Origin of the sequence: Aeromonas ichthyocola (genome assembly GCF_046087985.1) — a bacterium.
Classification (GTDB): Bacteria; Pseudomonadota; Gammaproteobacteria; order Enterobacterales; family Aeromonadaceae; genus Aeromonas; species Aeromonas rivipollensis.
Genome location: NZ_JBJSWH010000001.1, coordinates 866,405 through 881,164 on the forward strand (window position 1 = coordinate 866,405; position 14,760 = coordinate 881,164).

Consider the following 14,760-nt stretch of genomic DNA (forward strand, 5'->3'; position numbering starts at 1 on the left):
CACGCGTTGACGGTTCGAAGGGGGAGGCAGGGAGGGGGTTGGCAGCCCCCAGTTAGAAACCGGTGTGCTACCCTGCGCACCGGTTTTTTTGCATCTGGATGCCCTGCCATGACCAGCCCCCTCCCCCAATTTGACTGGGATATCTTCTGCTGCGTAGTGGACAACTTCGGCGACATCGGCGTCACCTGGCGGCTGGCCCGCCAGCTGAAACAGGAAGGCGCGCTCCCGACCCACGGCAACGAGGTGCAGGTGCGGCTCTGGGTGGACGATCTGGCCAGCTTCGCCCGCATCTGTCCGGGGCTCGACCCCGCGCTGGATAGCCAGTGGGTCGATGGCATCCATATCCAGCACTGGCACGATACCCTGCCGGCCGACACCATCCCGGCTACCGTGGTGATCGAGGCCTTTGCCTGCGCCAGCTGCCCGCCCCCTTCATTGAACGAATGGCCGAGCAGATGGCGAGCCAGCCCCCCCTGCTGGATCAATCTGGAGTACCTCTCGGCCGAAGCCTGGGTCGAGGATTGTCACGGCCTCGCCTCCCCCCAGCGGGTGGGCAAGCTGAGCCTCAATAAATACTTCTTCTTCCCGGGCTTCACCCCCAGAACCGGTGGCCTGCTGTGCGAGCAGGGGCTGGTGGCAGAGCGGGATCGCTGGCAGCAAGACGAGGCTGGCCTTGCCGCCTACTGGGCCAGCCTGGGGCTGCCGCCCAAGGCGCAAGACGAGCTGCGGGTCAGCCTCTTTACCTACGAGAGCGAGGCGCTGAAAAGCCTGGTCGCGAGCTGGAGCCAGGGCGCCACCCCGGTCACCCTGCTGCTGCCCATGGGGCGCGCCCTCCCCGACGTGCTCTGCGGCGCCCGGCCTTGAGAGTGCCATCGGCACGGCCCGGGCGGGGGATCTGCTGCAGGCGGGCAAGCTCGCCATCAAACTGCTGCCGATGACGAGCCAGGCGGGCTACGATCGGCTGCTGTGGAGCTGCGATCTCAACCTGGTGCGCGGCGAAGACTCCTTCGTGCGAGCCCAATGGGCGGCAAGGCCCTTCCTGTGGCACATCTATCAGCAGGAAGAGGAGGCCCACCTCGTCAAGCTGGCGCACTTCCTCGACCACTATCTGGAGGCCTTGCCCGCCGAGGACGGCCAGTGGCTGCGCGAGCTCAACCTGGCCCTCAACAGAGGGGAAGATTGCAGCGAACTCTGGGCCCAATGGCCGATCCACGGCACACTTTGGCAACAACATGCGCGAAGCTGGTCACAGAAGTTGCTGCGGGAAGGGGATCTCGTCACTCGGCTGGTGAAATTTTTAGAAAGCCGTATATAATCTGGCAGTTTTTATCTGCCCGTATACGAACAGGAATTTTTACATGAAAACCGCACAGGAAATCCGCGCTGGTAACGTCGTCATGATCGGTACCGAGCCGATGGTGGTCCAGAAAGCCGAATTCAACAAATCCGGCCGTAACTCCGCCGTGGTCAAGATGAAGCTGAAAGGCCTGCTGAACGGCAGCGCCACCGAGACCGTATTCAAGGCCGACGACAAGCTGGAAGTCGTTCAGCTGGAGCGTAAAGAGTGCACCTACTCTTACTTCTCCGACCCCCTGTATGTCTTCATGGACACCGAGTACAACCAGTACGACGTCGAGAAAGACAACCTGGGTGACGCCCTGAACTACATGGTTGACGGCATGGAAGACATCTGCGAAGTGACTTTCTACAACGAGAAAGCCATCTCCGTAGAACTGCCGACCACCATAGTTCGCGAAGTCGAGTACACCGAGCCGGCCGCCCGTGGCGACACCTCCGGTAAAGTGACCAAGCCGGCCCGCCTGAAGGGCACCACCTACGAGCTGGCCGTTGCCGCCTTCGTAGAGATCGGCGACAAGATCGAAATCGACACCCGCACCGGCGAGTTCAAGCGTCGCGTCAACTGATTTGACGGCTTCACGCCCGTGTTGAAAAAAGCGAGCCCCAGGCTCGCTTTTTCTTTATGGGGATCCGCCCTGCGATCATTCAGCCCCGGTCAGTGACAGCAGGGCCGATTTCCAGTTGGAGCATTGAGGGAGAATTCCCCTGCCGTCCTGTGCCCTTTGCGTCTCGCGCCGGGAGATGGGGGGCTACACCATGAAGTCAGGTTCCTCCTCCCTCATGAGGCGCTGGGGCGCCCCATGCCCGTAATGACATAGCCTTTTTTATGGGTGCACATCAAAAACTCCTGCTGTTGCTGCTCTGTTGACCCTGGTACTGCTGGTCCTCTCCGGCTGGCAACCCTATGACAGGGCGACCTGGCTGCTGGAAGTCGCCCCCGTGCTCATCGCCATGCCGCTGCTTATCCTGACACACCGCCGTTTTCCCCTCACCAGCCTGCTCTATCTGTGCATCGCCCTGCACGCCATGGTGCTGATGCTGGGGGGCGCCTACACCTATGCCCGGGTGCCGCTGGTTTTTCGAGCTGCAGCAGTGGCTCGAGCTCAGCCGCAACCCCTATGACAAGATTGGCCACTTCTTCCAGGGCTTCGTGCCCGCCCTGGCCTGCCGGGAGATACTGCTGCGCGGAGGTTATGTGCAGGGCAAGCGCATGCTGGCGTTTCTGGTGGTCTGCGTGGTGCTCGCCATCAGCGCCACCTACGAGTTCATCGAGTGGGGGGCCGCCCTCGCGCTCGGTCAGGGGGCGGATCGAGTTTCTCGGCACCCAGGGCGACCCCTGGGATACCCAGTCCGACATGTTCTTCGCCCTGATTGGCGCCGTCAGCTGCCCTGCTGCTGCTCTCCCCCCTGCACGACCGCCAGCTGGCCAGGCTCGCCCAGCACCGACCGGCCATCACCCTAGCGCTGCCACTTCCCCCTTCAGAAATCCGGCCGCCGCCGCTAACCCGAATAACCGGGGGAGCGCATATGGCCAGATTGTTCTTATCACTGCTGTTACTGACCCTGCTGGCGAGCAACCCCTTGCAGGCCAGCGAGGGCACACCGCTGACACCGCTCGATCTACTGGCAGAACAACGACTGGCAGGGGCTGCCCAACAGCACCCAGATCGACAAGCAGACAGTGCTGTTCGCCAAGCACGACAGCGACAGCTATGTGGGGCTGGCCATCCTCTTGCCCGACTGGCAGCGCAGCGGCCAGCTGTGGCAGCTGACCCGGGCCCTTGGCCGGCTCGGCTTCGATACTTTGCTGCTGCTCCCCTCGCCCCAGCAGACCGAACTGGACCCTGCCGCCGAGAAGAAGCAGCAGGCCATCGACGTTTCGCCAGCAATTTGCCGAGCGCATCGTCAAGCTAGGTGACGCCAAGCTGCAGGAGGGCGGCTTCAAGCTGCTGCTGGCGCAAGGCACCAGCGCGGCCTGGGCCGCCAACCTCATCACCAGCGAGCAGTTGCCCGCCCCCGATGCCCTGGTGCTGCTCGACGGTTTCTTTCCCAACCAGCTGAGCAACCAGACCCTGGCCAAGCAGGTGGCCCAGGCCAGCATTCCCACCCTGGATCTCTATCAGGAAGACGGGGGGCGCTGGCCCCTGCTGGCCGCCGAGGCGCGCAAGAGCGAGAGCCGCCGCAGCCACAAGCTCAACTACCGCCCCTACGCCCTGATGGAGCTGGACGAAACGCCGGGGCGCATCCAGGGCTGGCTGACCCATCTGGGCTGGCTCTGACCCGAAAAATGCCGCCTGCCTCACATCCGGCGCGATTGCCAAGCCATTGATGCGCAGCAAACTGGCCCTCGGTCGCCGATGTTTGGCATCATGAACGCCTCAACGGCAGGAGGCTCCATGCAGCAAATTGTGTTTCTCGACAGCGATACCCTGGATACCGGCATCACCCTGCGCCACCCCGACTTTCCCCATCACTGGCAGAGCTACCCGAGCACGGCCCCCGAGCAGGTGGTGGAGCGACTGAAAGACGCCAGCATCGCCATCATCAACAAGGTACGCATCGGGCCGCCGAGCTGGCCCGGCTGCCGGACCTGCGCCTGATCGCCCTGGCGGCCACCGGCAGCGACAACCTGGATCTGGAGGCGTGCCGCGCCGCCAATGTCGCCGTGTGCAACATCCGCAACTATTCGGGCCCCTCGGTTCCCGAACACGCCATGGCTCTGATGCTGGCCCTGTCACGCAACCTGTTCGCCTGGCGCCAGTCCCTGCAGGAGGGGCGCTGGCAGCAGAGCGGCCAGTTCTGTTTCTTCGATCACCCCATCATGGATCTGCACGGCAAGCGGCTCGGCATCATAGGCAAGGGCACCCTGGGTCAGGCCCTGGGGCAGAGAGCCGGCGCCATCGGCATGGAGGTCTTCTATGCCCAGAGCCAGGTCGGCGCCCCCGGGGATGAAGACAGATTGCCCCTGGAGGCCCTGCTGCAGAGTTCGGATGTGATCAGCCTGCACTGCCCGCTCACCCCCTACACCCGCCACCTCATCGGGGAGCGGGAGCTGGCCATGATGAAACCGGGGGCCCTGCTGATCAACGTGGGCCGCGGCGGCCTGGTGGACGAGCAGGCCCTGCTGGAGGCGCTCGGCAACGGTCGCCTCGGCGGCGCCGGGTTCGATGTGGCAAGCGTCGAGCCACCGCCCCCCGACCACCCCCTGATGCAGGCGCTGCGTTACCCCAACTTCATCCTGACGCCCCATGTGGCCTGGGCCAGCGAGGAGTCGATGCAGCGTCTCGCGGATCAGCTTATCGACAACATCAACGCCTTCGCCCTCGGCAGGCGCCAGCACCGCCTGGTCTAAACGACGGAGACGAAAAAGGGGCCCCTGGCCCCTTTTTCATTATGCTCGGGATGACATCAGTCATCGTCGTGCCATCTGCGCTTCTTGTACTTCTTGTGATGCTTGTGGTGGCCATTGTGATAGCCGTTGTCACCCCGGTAGCGGTGCCCCCCCCGGTAGTCGTTGTTGGACTCGTGGCTATCGCCGGTTCTGGCACCGATGGCAGAGCCACCGGCCCCGCCTATGCCGGCGCCGATCAGGCGACCGGTATCGCCACCCACGCTCTTGCCGATGGCTGCACCACCCAGGGCACCGACGGCGCCACCCAGGGCAGCCTCATTCTTGTTGCCCCTGTCGGCCGTGGCCGCACCGCCTGCCGCACCGCCGACTGCGGCTCCCACCAGGGCGCCGGTGTCGCCCCCCAGCTGCTTGCCTATCATGGTGCCCGCGACGCCGCCGACGCCACCACCGAGTATGGTATTGAGGGTCTCGGACGCCTGCGCCTGACCATTGCCCAACAGCAGCGCGCCCAGCAGCGCCACTGCGCTCATGCCGTATTTGTTCATCTCCATGGGGTACTCCTGTCAAACCTGATGTCTGATTGATTATTTTTCCCTGCACTATACAAAGCGTCCCGGACTACGCTACCGGGATTACGGCGTCTTCGCCGACAGGCTGACTGTCTCTGCTTCGCGACATGGCTCAATCACATGGGCTAACCGACTGAAAATGAATTAAAAAAAAAGGTCACATGGGAAATTATCCCCACTGTGACCCCTTTCTCGGCCATTCAGGCCCTTTTTCTCCCGATGACGGTCAGACAGATACTGTCACTACAGCCCCTTTGGAGGGAGGCGAAGTGGCTGACAGATGCCAGCAGTCCCGTCCCTGCCGCTTGCTCTGGTACAGACACTCATCCGCCCGATCGAGCAGGGCATCGGCGTCATCCGGGTAGCGAGCCCCCCCCGCACTCAGGGTGATGCTCTCCTCAAACTCGCGCCACTTCAGCGCCCGCACCCGGGCCAGCAGATGGGTCAGGCGATCCTCGACCTCTTCCTGCTCCCAGGGCAGCAGGGCCGCAAACTCATCCCCCCCGATGCGGTAGACCTGAGCCTCTCCCAGGGTTCTTGCCATTATGGTGGCCACCCGGAACAGCACCCCATCCCCCACCCCGTGCCCCCAGCTGTCATTGACGCGCTTGAAGCTATCCACATCAAACAGCACCAGCCAGTGGGGCCTCTCCTCCTGCGCCAGCCTGGCCCTGTCCTGCTCGAAGGCCCGCCGGTTCATGATGCCGGTGAGGGGATCGTGCAGCAGGGCATCCTGCCCCTGCTGCAGGCTGTTTCTCACCTGATGGATCTCCCCCAGGCTGCCGTGCACGAACCAGGTGCGCTGGCGCAGCTGGATCTCCATCAGCGCCTCATCCTGAACGAGGCCACAGAGGGATCGCTGCACCAGGGTCTGCTCCTGGCGAAAGATGCGCACCAGAAACAGCAGGCTGCACAGCCAGATGGCAAGCAGCGCCAGCGCGGGCAGCACCACCATCAGCAGGGTATCTTGCAGGTTGCCGCGAAAGTGGGCGGGGGGCAGATAGATGTTGAGATCCCAGGCGATATCCGACAGCGGCAACCTCAGGTGACAGCCTTTGCGGATCACGCTCAGCCCGGCTCCCTGGCTAGAGGCACCGGAGACCGCCGGCAGCAGTGACAGGTTGTGTCCCACCACCAGCCGCCCATCCTTGCGCTCTGTGATGTAGAGGGCGGCCTGGTCGCTGCCCATCGCCCGTTGCAGCGCCGCCTGCAGCGAGTTGAACGACATGTCGACCATCAGCAGGCCCAGCAGTTGCCCCTCGTCATCCTTGACCCGCTTGATCAGGGTCAGGACCTCTGCGTCGCTGCCGAACTCCTGGTAGGGACCAAACCAGATGAGCTCGCCGCTGTCGCTGGCCAGGGCCTGATACCAGGGGCGCCTCTGCGCCTGATAGTCGGTCGGTACCGGCCAGTCGGGATAGCTGTCGAGACGGTCGAAGCGGGCGTTGTAGAAGTAGAGGAAGTGGGCGTCGTGCTTGAACTGGTGGGCTATGGCCCAGATCCCGTTGATGGCCGAGTCGCCCCTCGCGATGGCCTGCTTGTCCAGGGAGGCCTCCAGCACGCCGAGCTGGCGCCGATTGGCCAGCACCATCTCGTGGATCAGGGTGGCGTCTATGGAGGTGAGCATGTGGTCATAGCCGGCCAGGGTCTTGTCTATGCTGCGCAGGTAGCTGGCCGCCGCCAGCAACAGGGTGGCGATCAGCACCAGGGCACCGAGCAGGAACGACAGCGGCGTCAGTATGTAGTAGCGTTCCTTGATGATAGTTGCAGGCATGCCACCCTCTATAAAATGTCACGTAACATGAATTTTATAGTGGAAAACACCACCGTTATATTGATTGAAGTCATTAACACCCAAGGTTAATGACAATAAAGACATCAAGGGGCCATACCCGGTTTCGGCATCTGAATATCCATAAAAAGTAGAAACAGTCATCACCCAGCGTTGACGGTTTCTTGCACAGAAGGTGTTATAGTCCATGACTCGAGAAATCGGAGCCAGATGACCTTTGTCGGCAACGCTGGCAGCAACGATTCATCAACCAAGGAGATGTTATGAGCAGTCCGTTTATCGAACAGATCAAAGTACGTCGTACCATCTATGCCCTGGGTGACCAGGTGACCCATTCCGAGGCCCAGCTGACGGCCCTCATCAAGGATGCCATCAAGCACAGCCCCTCCTCCTTCAACTCCCAGAGCTCCCGTGCCGTCATCCTGTTTGGCGAGCAGCACCACAAGCTGTGGGACATCGTCAAAGCTGAATTGAAAAAGATTGTGCCGCCAGAGGCCTATCCCCAGAGCGAAGCCAAGGTAAACGGCAGCTTCCGCGCCGGTTTCGGGACTGTGCTGTTCTTCGAGGACACCGCCGTCATCAAGGATCTGCAGCAGAAATTCGCCCTCTATGCCGACAACTTCCCCATCTGGTCCGAACATGCCACCGGGATCGCCCAGTTTGCGGTCTGGACCACCCTGGCCCAGGAAGGCATAGGCGCCTCCTTGCAGCACTACAACCCGCTGATCGACGAAGCGGTTCGCAAGGAGTGGGATCTGCCCGCCAGCTGGCTGCTGCGTGCCCAGATGCCCTTTGGCAGCATAGAGCAACCGGCCGGTGACAAGACTTTCATGGACGACGAGGTCCGCTTCCGGGTCTTCAAATAGTCCCGGGGTCTCGCCCGCTCAAGCCCTCGCTCGCCGGGGGCTTTTTGTCGCCCGCCTCTCGGGTCGGCAGCGTCACCAACAAGGGGCCTGCTTCCTTCGCGACCACAGTCACCTGACTCCAATCGGGGATCACCGCCACGACCGCCGGGTCGAGCCGCCTGTCGCCCCCGATCTGCACCACGGGGCAACCGGCCTGCAGGGCGCTGAGTATCCCCGCCGGGGCATCCTCGAACACCAGGCAGTCGGCGGGAGCAAGACCCAGCCGGCGCGCGGCGAGCAGATAAGGCTCGGGATCCGGCTTGCCCCGCTCCACCTCCTCTGCCCCAATCAATAGTTTTGGCAACGGCAACCCGGCACTGGTCAGGCGGTGCCGCGCCACCCGCTGGCTGGCGGAGGTCACCAGCGCCCAGCGATCCGGCGCCAAGGCCGCCAGCAGGGTGCGGGCCCCGGCGACAGCCTCGGCCACCTCCGCATGCTGGATCTCCAGCTCGTCGAGCAGCGCCACCTCCCGGGCCAGATCCAGCTGTGGCGCCAGCGCGCGGATCACCTCCCGCGAGCGCACCCCGTGACACATGGCCAGCACAGGCGCGGGATCCAGCCGATGGCCCTGGCACCAGAGCCGCCAGACGGTCTCCACCTCGGTGGTGGAGTGCACCAGGGTGCCGTCCATGTCCAACAGCAGGGCCTCGGCCCTCAGGGTGAGCATGGTCATGCGGTTCTCCCCGCCAGCACGTCGACGAAGGCCTGCCGCTGGGCCGACTGCTCATAGCAGGCGAGCGCCTGCTCGGTATTGCTCGCCCACACCGACAGGGGCCCGACGGCAAATCCCTGCTGCAACAGGCTGGTCAACAGCTCACCCGTCTCAGGCGCCGCCAGTGGCTGGGCCATTACCAGGCTTCCCTTGATCAAGAACAGATAGCGTTCGCTCGACATGACATGACTCCTTGTGGCTGGTCAGAGGGCAAAAGGCCCGTTTCGAGACCATTAGAACAAGGCAGTTAGATAATTTATAATCAATAAATCGCCACATTGGATAACCAAATGGAATGAAATTCGACTTAAGGCAACTGCAGGCCTTCGTCATGCTGGCCGAGGCCGCCAACTACCGGGAGGCCGCCAGTCGGCTCTTCATCACGCAACCGGCGCTGACCAAGCAGATCCAGGGGCTGGAGCTGGCGCTCGGCAGCACCCTGTTCAACCGGGGCCGCCATGGTGCAGAGCTGACCGCCATCGGCACCCAGTTGCTGCCCCAGGCCCGCGCCCTGGTGGAACACGGCAAGGGATTCGAGCACCACGCCCTGGCGCTGGCGAGTGGCGCCGCCGGGCGCCTCAAGATTGGGTTCGGCCTGTCGAGTTTCGCGCTGGCCCCTGCGCTGGTGGCCAGCTTCAAGCAGCAGGTCACGGACGTGATGGTCCATCTGCAGGATATGACCTCCGCCATCCAGCAGGATCTGCTGCTGGCGGGCCAGCTGCAGCTTGGCTTTATGCGCAGGCCCAGAGGCGCCGCAGCTGCAGGAGCACAGACTGCTGATCGACCGGCTGGTGCTGGCGGTGCCGAGCCACGAATGACCGGGCCAGACCCGGCCGCATTCGACGTCCAGCAGGCACTGACCAGTCAACCCCTGTTGCAGATGGTGGGCCACCGCTGCCCCGGCCTCAGCCAGCAGATCGCCGGCTTTCTCGGCGCCAACCGGCTGACCGGCATGATCCAGGAGGCCGAGGATATCCAGACACTGGTGGCGCTGGTCGCGGCGGGCATAGGCAACGCCATCCTGCCACGCAGCGTCAGCTTTATCGCGGGCCCGATGTCACCCTCTATCCGCTCTCCGGCCCCTGCTCCGAGTGGGAAGTCAGCATGGTATGGAATCCGGACTTTGCCGATCCCATCCGGGATCACTTCATCGATGAGGCAGGTCGCATGCGATAGCCATCCCCTGCCGGTGTCGGCCACGCCTGAACGCTGAAACCAACCCTTGCTGGTGACTAACAAATGGCCAGCCAAAGGGATAAGCACGCTCTCTCGTGCCGACGCGAATGGCCTCCCCCAAGGGGGCGGTGTCGCCGAGGATCAAGTTTCTCGCTGCCGCCGAAGCGGCACGGCAGATCGGTGGCCCGCTCAGGTGTCAGCAGCTGACCCACCTGCGCAGTGACCTGATGGCCGAAGTGGTCGTTGCACAGCTTGAAGTTGTCCAGATCCAGCATGATGAAGGAGATGGGCGCAATAAATGCTGCGCCGCCACTCGTTGTGCAGAAAGCTGTTGAACAGCCGCCGGTTGGCCAGTCCGGTCAGCGGGTCGTGCAGGGAGAGGTAGGCCATGTCCAGCTCCTGCAGTTGCTCGGTGCCGTGTAGGTGGCGGAGGCATCATGAACCAGCGCTGGGTATCCGGGCTGTGACGCTAAGCTGATCCCCTCGGCCGCCATATTATTTGCACACCCTCGATGTGACGCCCAGCCAGTCGTTCGGGATGGCCTATTCCAGGCGGATGACGCCATCCTCTCCAATCCGCTGGGACCGCATCTGAAACAGTGATCGGTATTGCCCTCACCCAACAACGACGTACCGCAGGGCAAACTCGTCACCACCATGACGAAGGGGCATCGGCGGCCATGGCCCACCCCCGGCCTGCAAGATAAAGATGGCCCACCAGCTGGCAGCTAGCAGGACTGCAAGATGGTCATTGCAGGGACTTATCCACCCATCTGAGCGGGGTATGTTCACGCGTCCTCGCCAGGAGGTCATCTGCAAAAAGCTGTTGAACAGCCGCCGATTGGCCAGCCCGGTCAAGGGATCATGTTGGGAGAGGCTGTCCGCCTCCTGCTCTGAAAGAAGAGCTTGGCGCTCGGTAATATTGATATGGGCAATGAAATGAAGATCCCGGCCAGCACCAGCCCGGGATCAGCTTGCCGCGCCAATTGCTGCATCATAAACCAGCGCTGGGTGTCGGGGCTGTGGCAGGGGTATTCCAGATAGAACTTCTCCTGCTGATGACGGATAACCCTGCCAGGATCCCCCTACGGCAGCCAATCCCGAGGGCTCGGATTCAGCGTCACAAGCCTGCCAATATAGGATTGACCCCAATCCAGTTATATCCCTTTGGCATGCCGTTTTGCTCGGCAAACAGCTCGGCGAGATTGGTGTAATGGATCACGCCATCCCCGATCTATCACCGATATCTGGTCTTCCAGCGAATCCAGCAGCGCAGCCAGATAATGAGCCCGCTCGGAGAAGTGACTTCGCGGCCTCTGTATATCATCCACCATGATGGCCATCCTGTGGCAAAAGTGGCATACCGCCATCTATTAACAATTAAGTCAGCAGATAATAAAGCTGCGGCCCGACAGCGGGCTGCAGACAAAATGTCAAAACAGTGAACAAGCTCCGCCTGCCGCGGGGATCAAGCCAGCTGGGCCACCTTGATCACCTCGGCGATGCGACCGAGCTGGCGCAGGGAGGCATGGTGCTCATTGGCATCGGCGGCGGCGCAGGCATCTTCCAGTATGGTGATGGCGTAGTCCCGATCGTGGCCATCCCGGGCGGCGGCCTGAATGGCCCAGCCGGTGCTCACCCCGCACAGATAGAGGTGATCGATCCGATTGGCCCGCAGTGCGGGTTCCAGCGCCGTGCCGTAGAAGGGGCTGACCCTGGGCTTGGTCAGCACCAGATCCCCGGGCTGCACATCCAGCTCGGGGTGGAAGTCGGTGCCGCTATCGGCCAGGGAGAGGGTGCCCTGCTGGTGAGCCCGGCCAAACATGGGGGAGCCCTTGGGTTGCAGCAGATAGCCGCCGTCGAAGCCAACCTTGATGAGCACCACCAGCCAGCCCCTGGCACGGGCATGGGCCAGCGCCTGGTTGGCATGGAGGATGGCATCCTGCTCCTGCACATGGGCCGCCGAGGCGGCGATGCGCCCGTCCGGGTGGGCGATGTCGTTGATAAAGTCGATCACCAGCAATGCCTTGTTCATGCTTCTGCCTCCTCGTCGTCAATGTCCTGCTGCCTACACCAGCCCCAGAGCGTAGCGCAGCGCCATCTCCTTGAGCGGGCCCGCCTTGTCCGCCAGGGTCAGGGCCAGGTTGCGGGTCAGGCGCAGCGGCCCTATGTCGTTGCTGAACACCCCGTAGAAGAGATCCATCCCCGACTGCATCAGCAGGTTGTCGGGGCGGCGACGGCGCTCGTAGCGGCTGGCCAGGCTGATGTCGTGCCAGTCAGCCCCCGCCTTGCCGAGCAACTCAGCCCAGCAGGCCACGTCCTTGAAGCCGAGGTTGACCCCCTGCCCCGCCAGCGGATTGATGGTGTGGGCGGCATCGCCGAGCAGCACAACCCGGCCGGCGTGGTAATGGTTGGCGTGGCGGCGCACCAGGGGGAAGCTCCCCTTGCCGGTCACCTGGAAACCACCGAGCCGGGCCGGAAAGTGACGGCGCACCTCGGCGGCCAGGGCCTCATTGCCCATGGCGGCCAGCGCCCGGATGCGGGCCGGGCTGTCATACCACACCAGGGAGCCGTGCCGGCCCGGCAGGGGCAGGAAGGCGCGCGGGCCGCTCGGGGTGAACTGCTGCCAGGTGATGTCTTCCTGCTCGAACTCGGTATCTATGTTGATCAGCATGCAGTGCTGGCGGTACTCGAAGCGCGACACCCCTATCCCGGCGAGGCGGCGGGTGAGCGACTCGGCACCATCGCAGGCCAGCACCCAGCGCGCCTGCAGCTCGGTACCATCGTCGAGCAGCAGACTGGCGTGCTCGGCACTTTGCTGCAGCCGGACCACAGCCGCCGGGGTGTGGGTCTGGATATTGGGAAAATCTTCCATTCGCCTCAGCAGGGCGAGCTGCACCAGACGGTTCTCTATGATGTAGCCAAGCTGGGGCAGCCCCAGATCCGCCGAGTCGAAGCGGGTGGCGAAGCCGTCCAGCTCCCAGGTCTCCAGCCGGCGGTAGGGGCACAGCCGCATCTGCTGCAGGTGCGACCAGGCGCCGGCCTTGTCCAGCAGCGCCACCGAGGCCTGGCTGATGGCGGAGACCCGCAGATCCAGCGGCTGATCCGGGGCGTAATGTTCCGGCAACCGGGTCTCGATGACCCGCACGTTGAGACCCTCTGCCGCCAGCAGGCAGGCGGTGGCGGCGCCCACCATGCCGGCGCCGACGATGGCGATATCACACTGTTCCATAACTTGATTCCTGCAAGGGGTCGCCCCGAACAAGGAGAGAGGGGCGAACCGAATGGGGCATGATAACGCAAGGAGACCGGATAAACAGTGAGTCAGACGGGCAATTGCCGCGACGGGCCAGGCCATCTGGCGGCGGCGCGGCCCCAGACTGGTCAGCACCAGGATTGAAGAGTAAAATGGCCGGTCCTTTGACCCTGTCGATAGCAAAAATAGTCAAGAGTAGCGATGAGCAAGAAACTTCATATCAAGACCTGGGGCTGCCAGATGAACGAGTACGACTCGTCCAAGATGGCGGATCTGTTGGATGCCAGCAACGGCTACACCCTGACCGAAGAGCCCGAAGAGGCAGACGTCCTGCTGCTCAATACCTGCTCCATCCGTGAAAAGGCCCAGGAGAAGGTGTTCCACCAGCTCGGTCGCTGGAAGAAGCTCAAGCTGAAAAAACCGGGACTGGTGATAGGGGTGGGTGGCTGCGTCGCCTCCCAGGAAGGGGAAGCCCTGCGCCAACGTGCGCCCTATGTGGACATCGTCTTCGGCCCCCAGACCCTGCACCGCCTACCCGCCATGATCAAGCAGGTCCAGGAGGGGCGCGGTGCCCAGGTGGACATTGCCTTCCCCGAGATTGAGAAGTTCGACAACCTGCCGGAACCCCGTGCCGAGGGGGTCACCGCCTTCGTCTCCATCATGGAAGGCTGCTCCAAATACTGCTCCTTCTGCGTGGTGCCCTACACCCGCGGCGAGGAGGTGAGCCGCCCGCTCGACGACGTGCTCTACGAAATCGCCCAGCTCGCCCAGCAGGGGGTCCGCGAGGTGAACCTGCTCGGTCAGAACGTCAACGCCTACCGCGGCCCGACCTTCGATGGCAATGACTGCACCTTCGCCGAGCTGCTGCGCCTGGTGGCCGCCATCGACGGCATCGACCGCATTCGCTACACCACCAGCCATCCCATCGAGTTCACCGACGACATCATCGAGGTCTACAAGGACACGCCGGAAGTGGTCAGCTTCCTGCACCTGCCGGTGCAGAGCGGCTCGGATCGCATCCTGACCATGATGAAGCGCCCCCACACAGTGCTGGAGTACAAGTCCAAGATCCGCCGCCTGCGCGCCGCCCGTCCCGACATCACCATGAGTTCCGACTTCATCGTCGGCTTCCCGAACGAGACGGACGAGGATTTCGAGGCCACCATGAAGCTCATCGAGGAGATCAACTTCGACATGAGTTTCAGCTTCATCTACAGCCCGCGCCCCGGCACCCCGGCCGCCGATCTGCCGGACGACGTCGACATGGAGGTGAAGAAGGCCCGCCTCACCCGCCTGCAGAACCAGATCAATCACCAGTCCATGCTCATCGGCCGCGCCATGCTGGGCTCGGTGCAGCGCATCCTGGTGGAGGGGCCCTCCAAGATGGATCCCATGCAGCTCAGTGGCCGCACCGAGAACAACCGGGTGGTCAACTTCGAAGGCCCGCACCGCCTCATCGGCGGCTTCGCCGACGTGGAGATCACCGACGTGCGCCCCTACTCCCTGCGTGGTCGCTTCATCCGCGGCGAGGACGAAATGAATCTGCGCATCGCCACGGCGCCGAGCGAAATCCTGGCTCGCCGTCCGGACAACGTCCCCGATGATCTCGGGGTGGCGGCCTTCAGACCCCATTAATTTT

Annotated in this window: 11 protein-coding genes and 5 pseudogenes; 9 read left to right on the top strand and 7 right to left on the bottom strand. The window is 63.1% G+C overall.

Annotated elements, in window-relative coordinates; genetic code table 11:
• Nucleotides 1-108: 108 nt before the first annotated feature.
• The 6 genes and pseudogenes from earP (ACF2JD_RS04130) to ACF2JD_RS04155 all read left to right on the top strand — a co-directional run bounded on the left by earP (ACF2JD_RS04130) (nucleotide 109) and on the right by ACF2JD_RS04155 (nucleotide 4,711).
• Nucleotides 109-864: an elongation factor P maturation arginine rhamnosyltransferase EarP gene (gene earP, locus ACF2JD_RS04130; protein ID WP_440986817.1), complete on the top strand. Its 756-nt coding sequence runs from the start codon at nucleotides 109-111 to the stop codon at nucleotides 862-864.
• A gap of 64 nt (nucleotides 865-928) precedes the next feature.
• On the top strand, nucleotides 929-1,315 hold the full coding sequence (gene earP / locus ACF2JD_RS04135; protein ID WP_440986885.1) for an elongation factor P maturation arginine rhamnosyltransferase EarP: 387 nt from the start codon (nucleotides 929-931) through the stop codon (nucleotides 1,313-1,315).
• Nucleotides 1,316-1,358: 43 nt separating this feature from the next.
• Nucleotides 1,359-1,925: an elongation factor P gene (gene efp, locus ACF2JD_RS04140; RefSeq protein ID WP_011707002.1), complete on the top strand. Its 567-nt coding sequence runs from the start codon at nucleotides 1,359-1,361 to the stop codon at nucleotides 1,923-1,925.
• Between the two features lie 295 nt (nucleotides 1,926-2,220).
• A pseudogene (locus ACF2JD_RS04145) lies at nucleotides 2,221-2,821 on the top strand (DUF2238 domain-containing protein).
• 65 nt (nucleotides 2,822-2,886) lie between these two features.
• Nucleotides 2,887-3,638 (top strand): annotated as a pseudogene (locus tag ACF2JD_RS04150) (DUF3530 family protein).
• Between the two features lie 117 nt (nucleotides 3,639-3,755).
• Nucleotides 3,756-4,711: pseudogene (locus ACF2JD_RS04155) on the top strand (D-2-hydroxyacid dehydrogenase).
• Nucleotides 4,712-4,767: 56 nt separating this feature from the next.
• On the opposite strand, the gene ACF2JD_RS04160 reads toward ACF2JD_RS04155, so the two are convergent.
• Nucleotides 4,768-5,262, bottom strand: coding sequence for a glycine zipper domain-containing protein (locus ACF2JD_RS04160; RefSeq protein WP_111910356.1), 495 nt, complete (start codon nucleotides 5,260-5,262; stop codon nucleotides 4,768-4,770).
• 244 nt (nucleotides 5,263-5,506) lie between these two features.
• Nucleotides 5,507-7,054: a diguanylate cyclase domain-containing protein gene (locus ACF2JD_RS04165; RefSeq protein WP_440986818.1), complete on the bottom strand. Its 1,548-nt coding sequence runs from the start codon at nucleotides 7,052-7,054 to the stop codon at nucleotides 5,507-5,509.
• Between the two features lie 281 nt (nucleotides 7,055-7,335).
• Between ACF2JD_RS04165 and ACF2JD_RS04170 the strand changes: the two genes are divergently transcribed.
• Nucleotides 7,336-7,938: a nitroreductase family protein gene (locus ACF2JD_RS04170; RefSeq protein ID WP_111910358.1), complete on the top strand. Its 603-nt coding sequence runs from the start codon at nucleotides 7,336-7,338 to the stop codon at nucleotides 7,936-7,938.
• On the opposite strand, the gene ACF2JD_RS04175 is transcribed toward ACF2JD_RS04170, so the two are convergent.
• Both ACF2JD_RS04175 and ACF2JD_RS04180 read right to left on the bottom strand, forming a co-directional pair.
• Nucleotides 7,931-8,650, bottom strand: coding sequence for an HAD-IA family hydrolase (locus ACF2JD_RS04175; RefSeq protein WP_440986819.1), 720 nt, complete (start codon nucleotides 8,648-8,650; stop codon nucleotides 7,931-7,933). The two genes, ACF2JD_RS04170 and ACF2JD_RS04175, sit on opposite strands and share 8 nt — an antisense overlap.
• A complete protein-coding gene (locus ACF2JD_RS04180; RefSeq protein WP_139435796.1) occupies nucleotides 8,647-8,871 on the bottom strand; it encodes a hypothetical protein in 225 nt (74 codons plus the stop codon). The genes ACF2JD_RS04175 and ACF2JD_RS04180 overlap by 4 nt, the downstream gene beginning before the upstream one ends.
• 113 nt (nucleotides 8,872-8,984) lie before the next feature.
• Here ACF2JD_RS04180 and ACF2JD_RS04185 point away from each other — a divergent pair.
• Nucleotides 8,985-9,902: pseudogene (locus tag ACF2JD_RS04185) on the top strand (LysR family transcriptional regulator).
• A gap of 51 nt (nucleotides 9,903-9,953) precedes the next feature.
• Here the strand turns inward: ACF2JD_RS04185 and ACF2JD_RS04190 are convergent.
• From ACF2JD_RS04190 to ACF2JD_RS04200, 3 genes and pseudogenes are all read right to left on the bottom strand, one after another.
• Nucleotides 9,954-10,331, bottom strand: a pseudogene (locus ACF2JD_RS04190) (diguanylate cyclase); the annotation flags it as partial.
• Between the two features lie 1,002 nt (nucleotides 10,332-11,333).
• Nucleotides 11,334-11,900, bottom strand: a complete 567-nt coding sequence (locus ACF2JD_RS04195) for an isochorismatase family protein (protein WP_440986820.1) — start codon at nucleotides 11,898-11,900, stop codon at nucleotides 11,334-11,336.
• Between the two features lie 33 nt (nucleotides 11,901-11,933).
• Nucleotides 11,934-13,097, bottom strand: coding sequence for an FAD-dependent monooxygenase (locus ACF2JD_RS04200; RefSeq protein ID WP_440986821.1), 1,164 nt, complete (start codon nucleotides 13,095-13,097; stop codon nucleotides 11,934-11,936).
• A 225-nt stretch (nucleotides 13,098-13,322) separates the two neighbouring features.
• Between ACF2JD_RS04200 and miaB the strand changes: the two genes are divergently transcribed.
• Entirely contained in the window at nucleotides 13,323-14,756 is a 1,434-nt protein-coding gene (gene miaB / locus ACF2JD_RS04205; protein WP_106887585.1) for a tRNA (N6-isopentenyl adenosine(37)-C2)-methylthiotransferase MiaB, read from the top strand.
• Nucleotides 14,757-14,760: the final 4 nt, after the last annotated feature.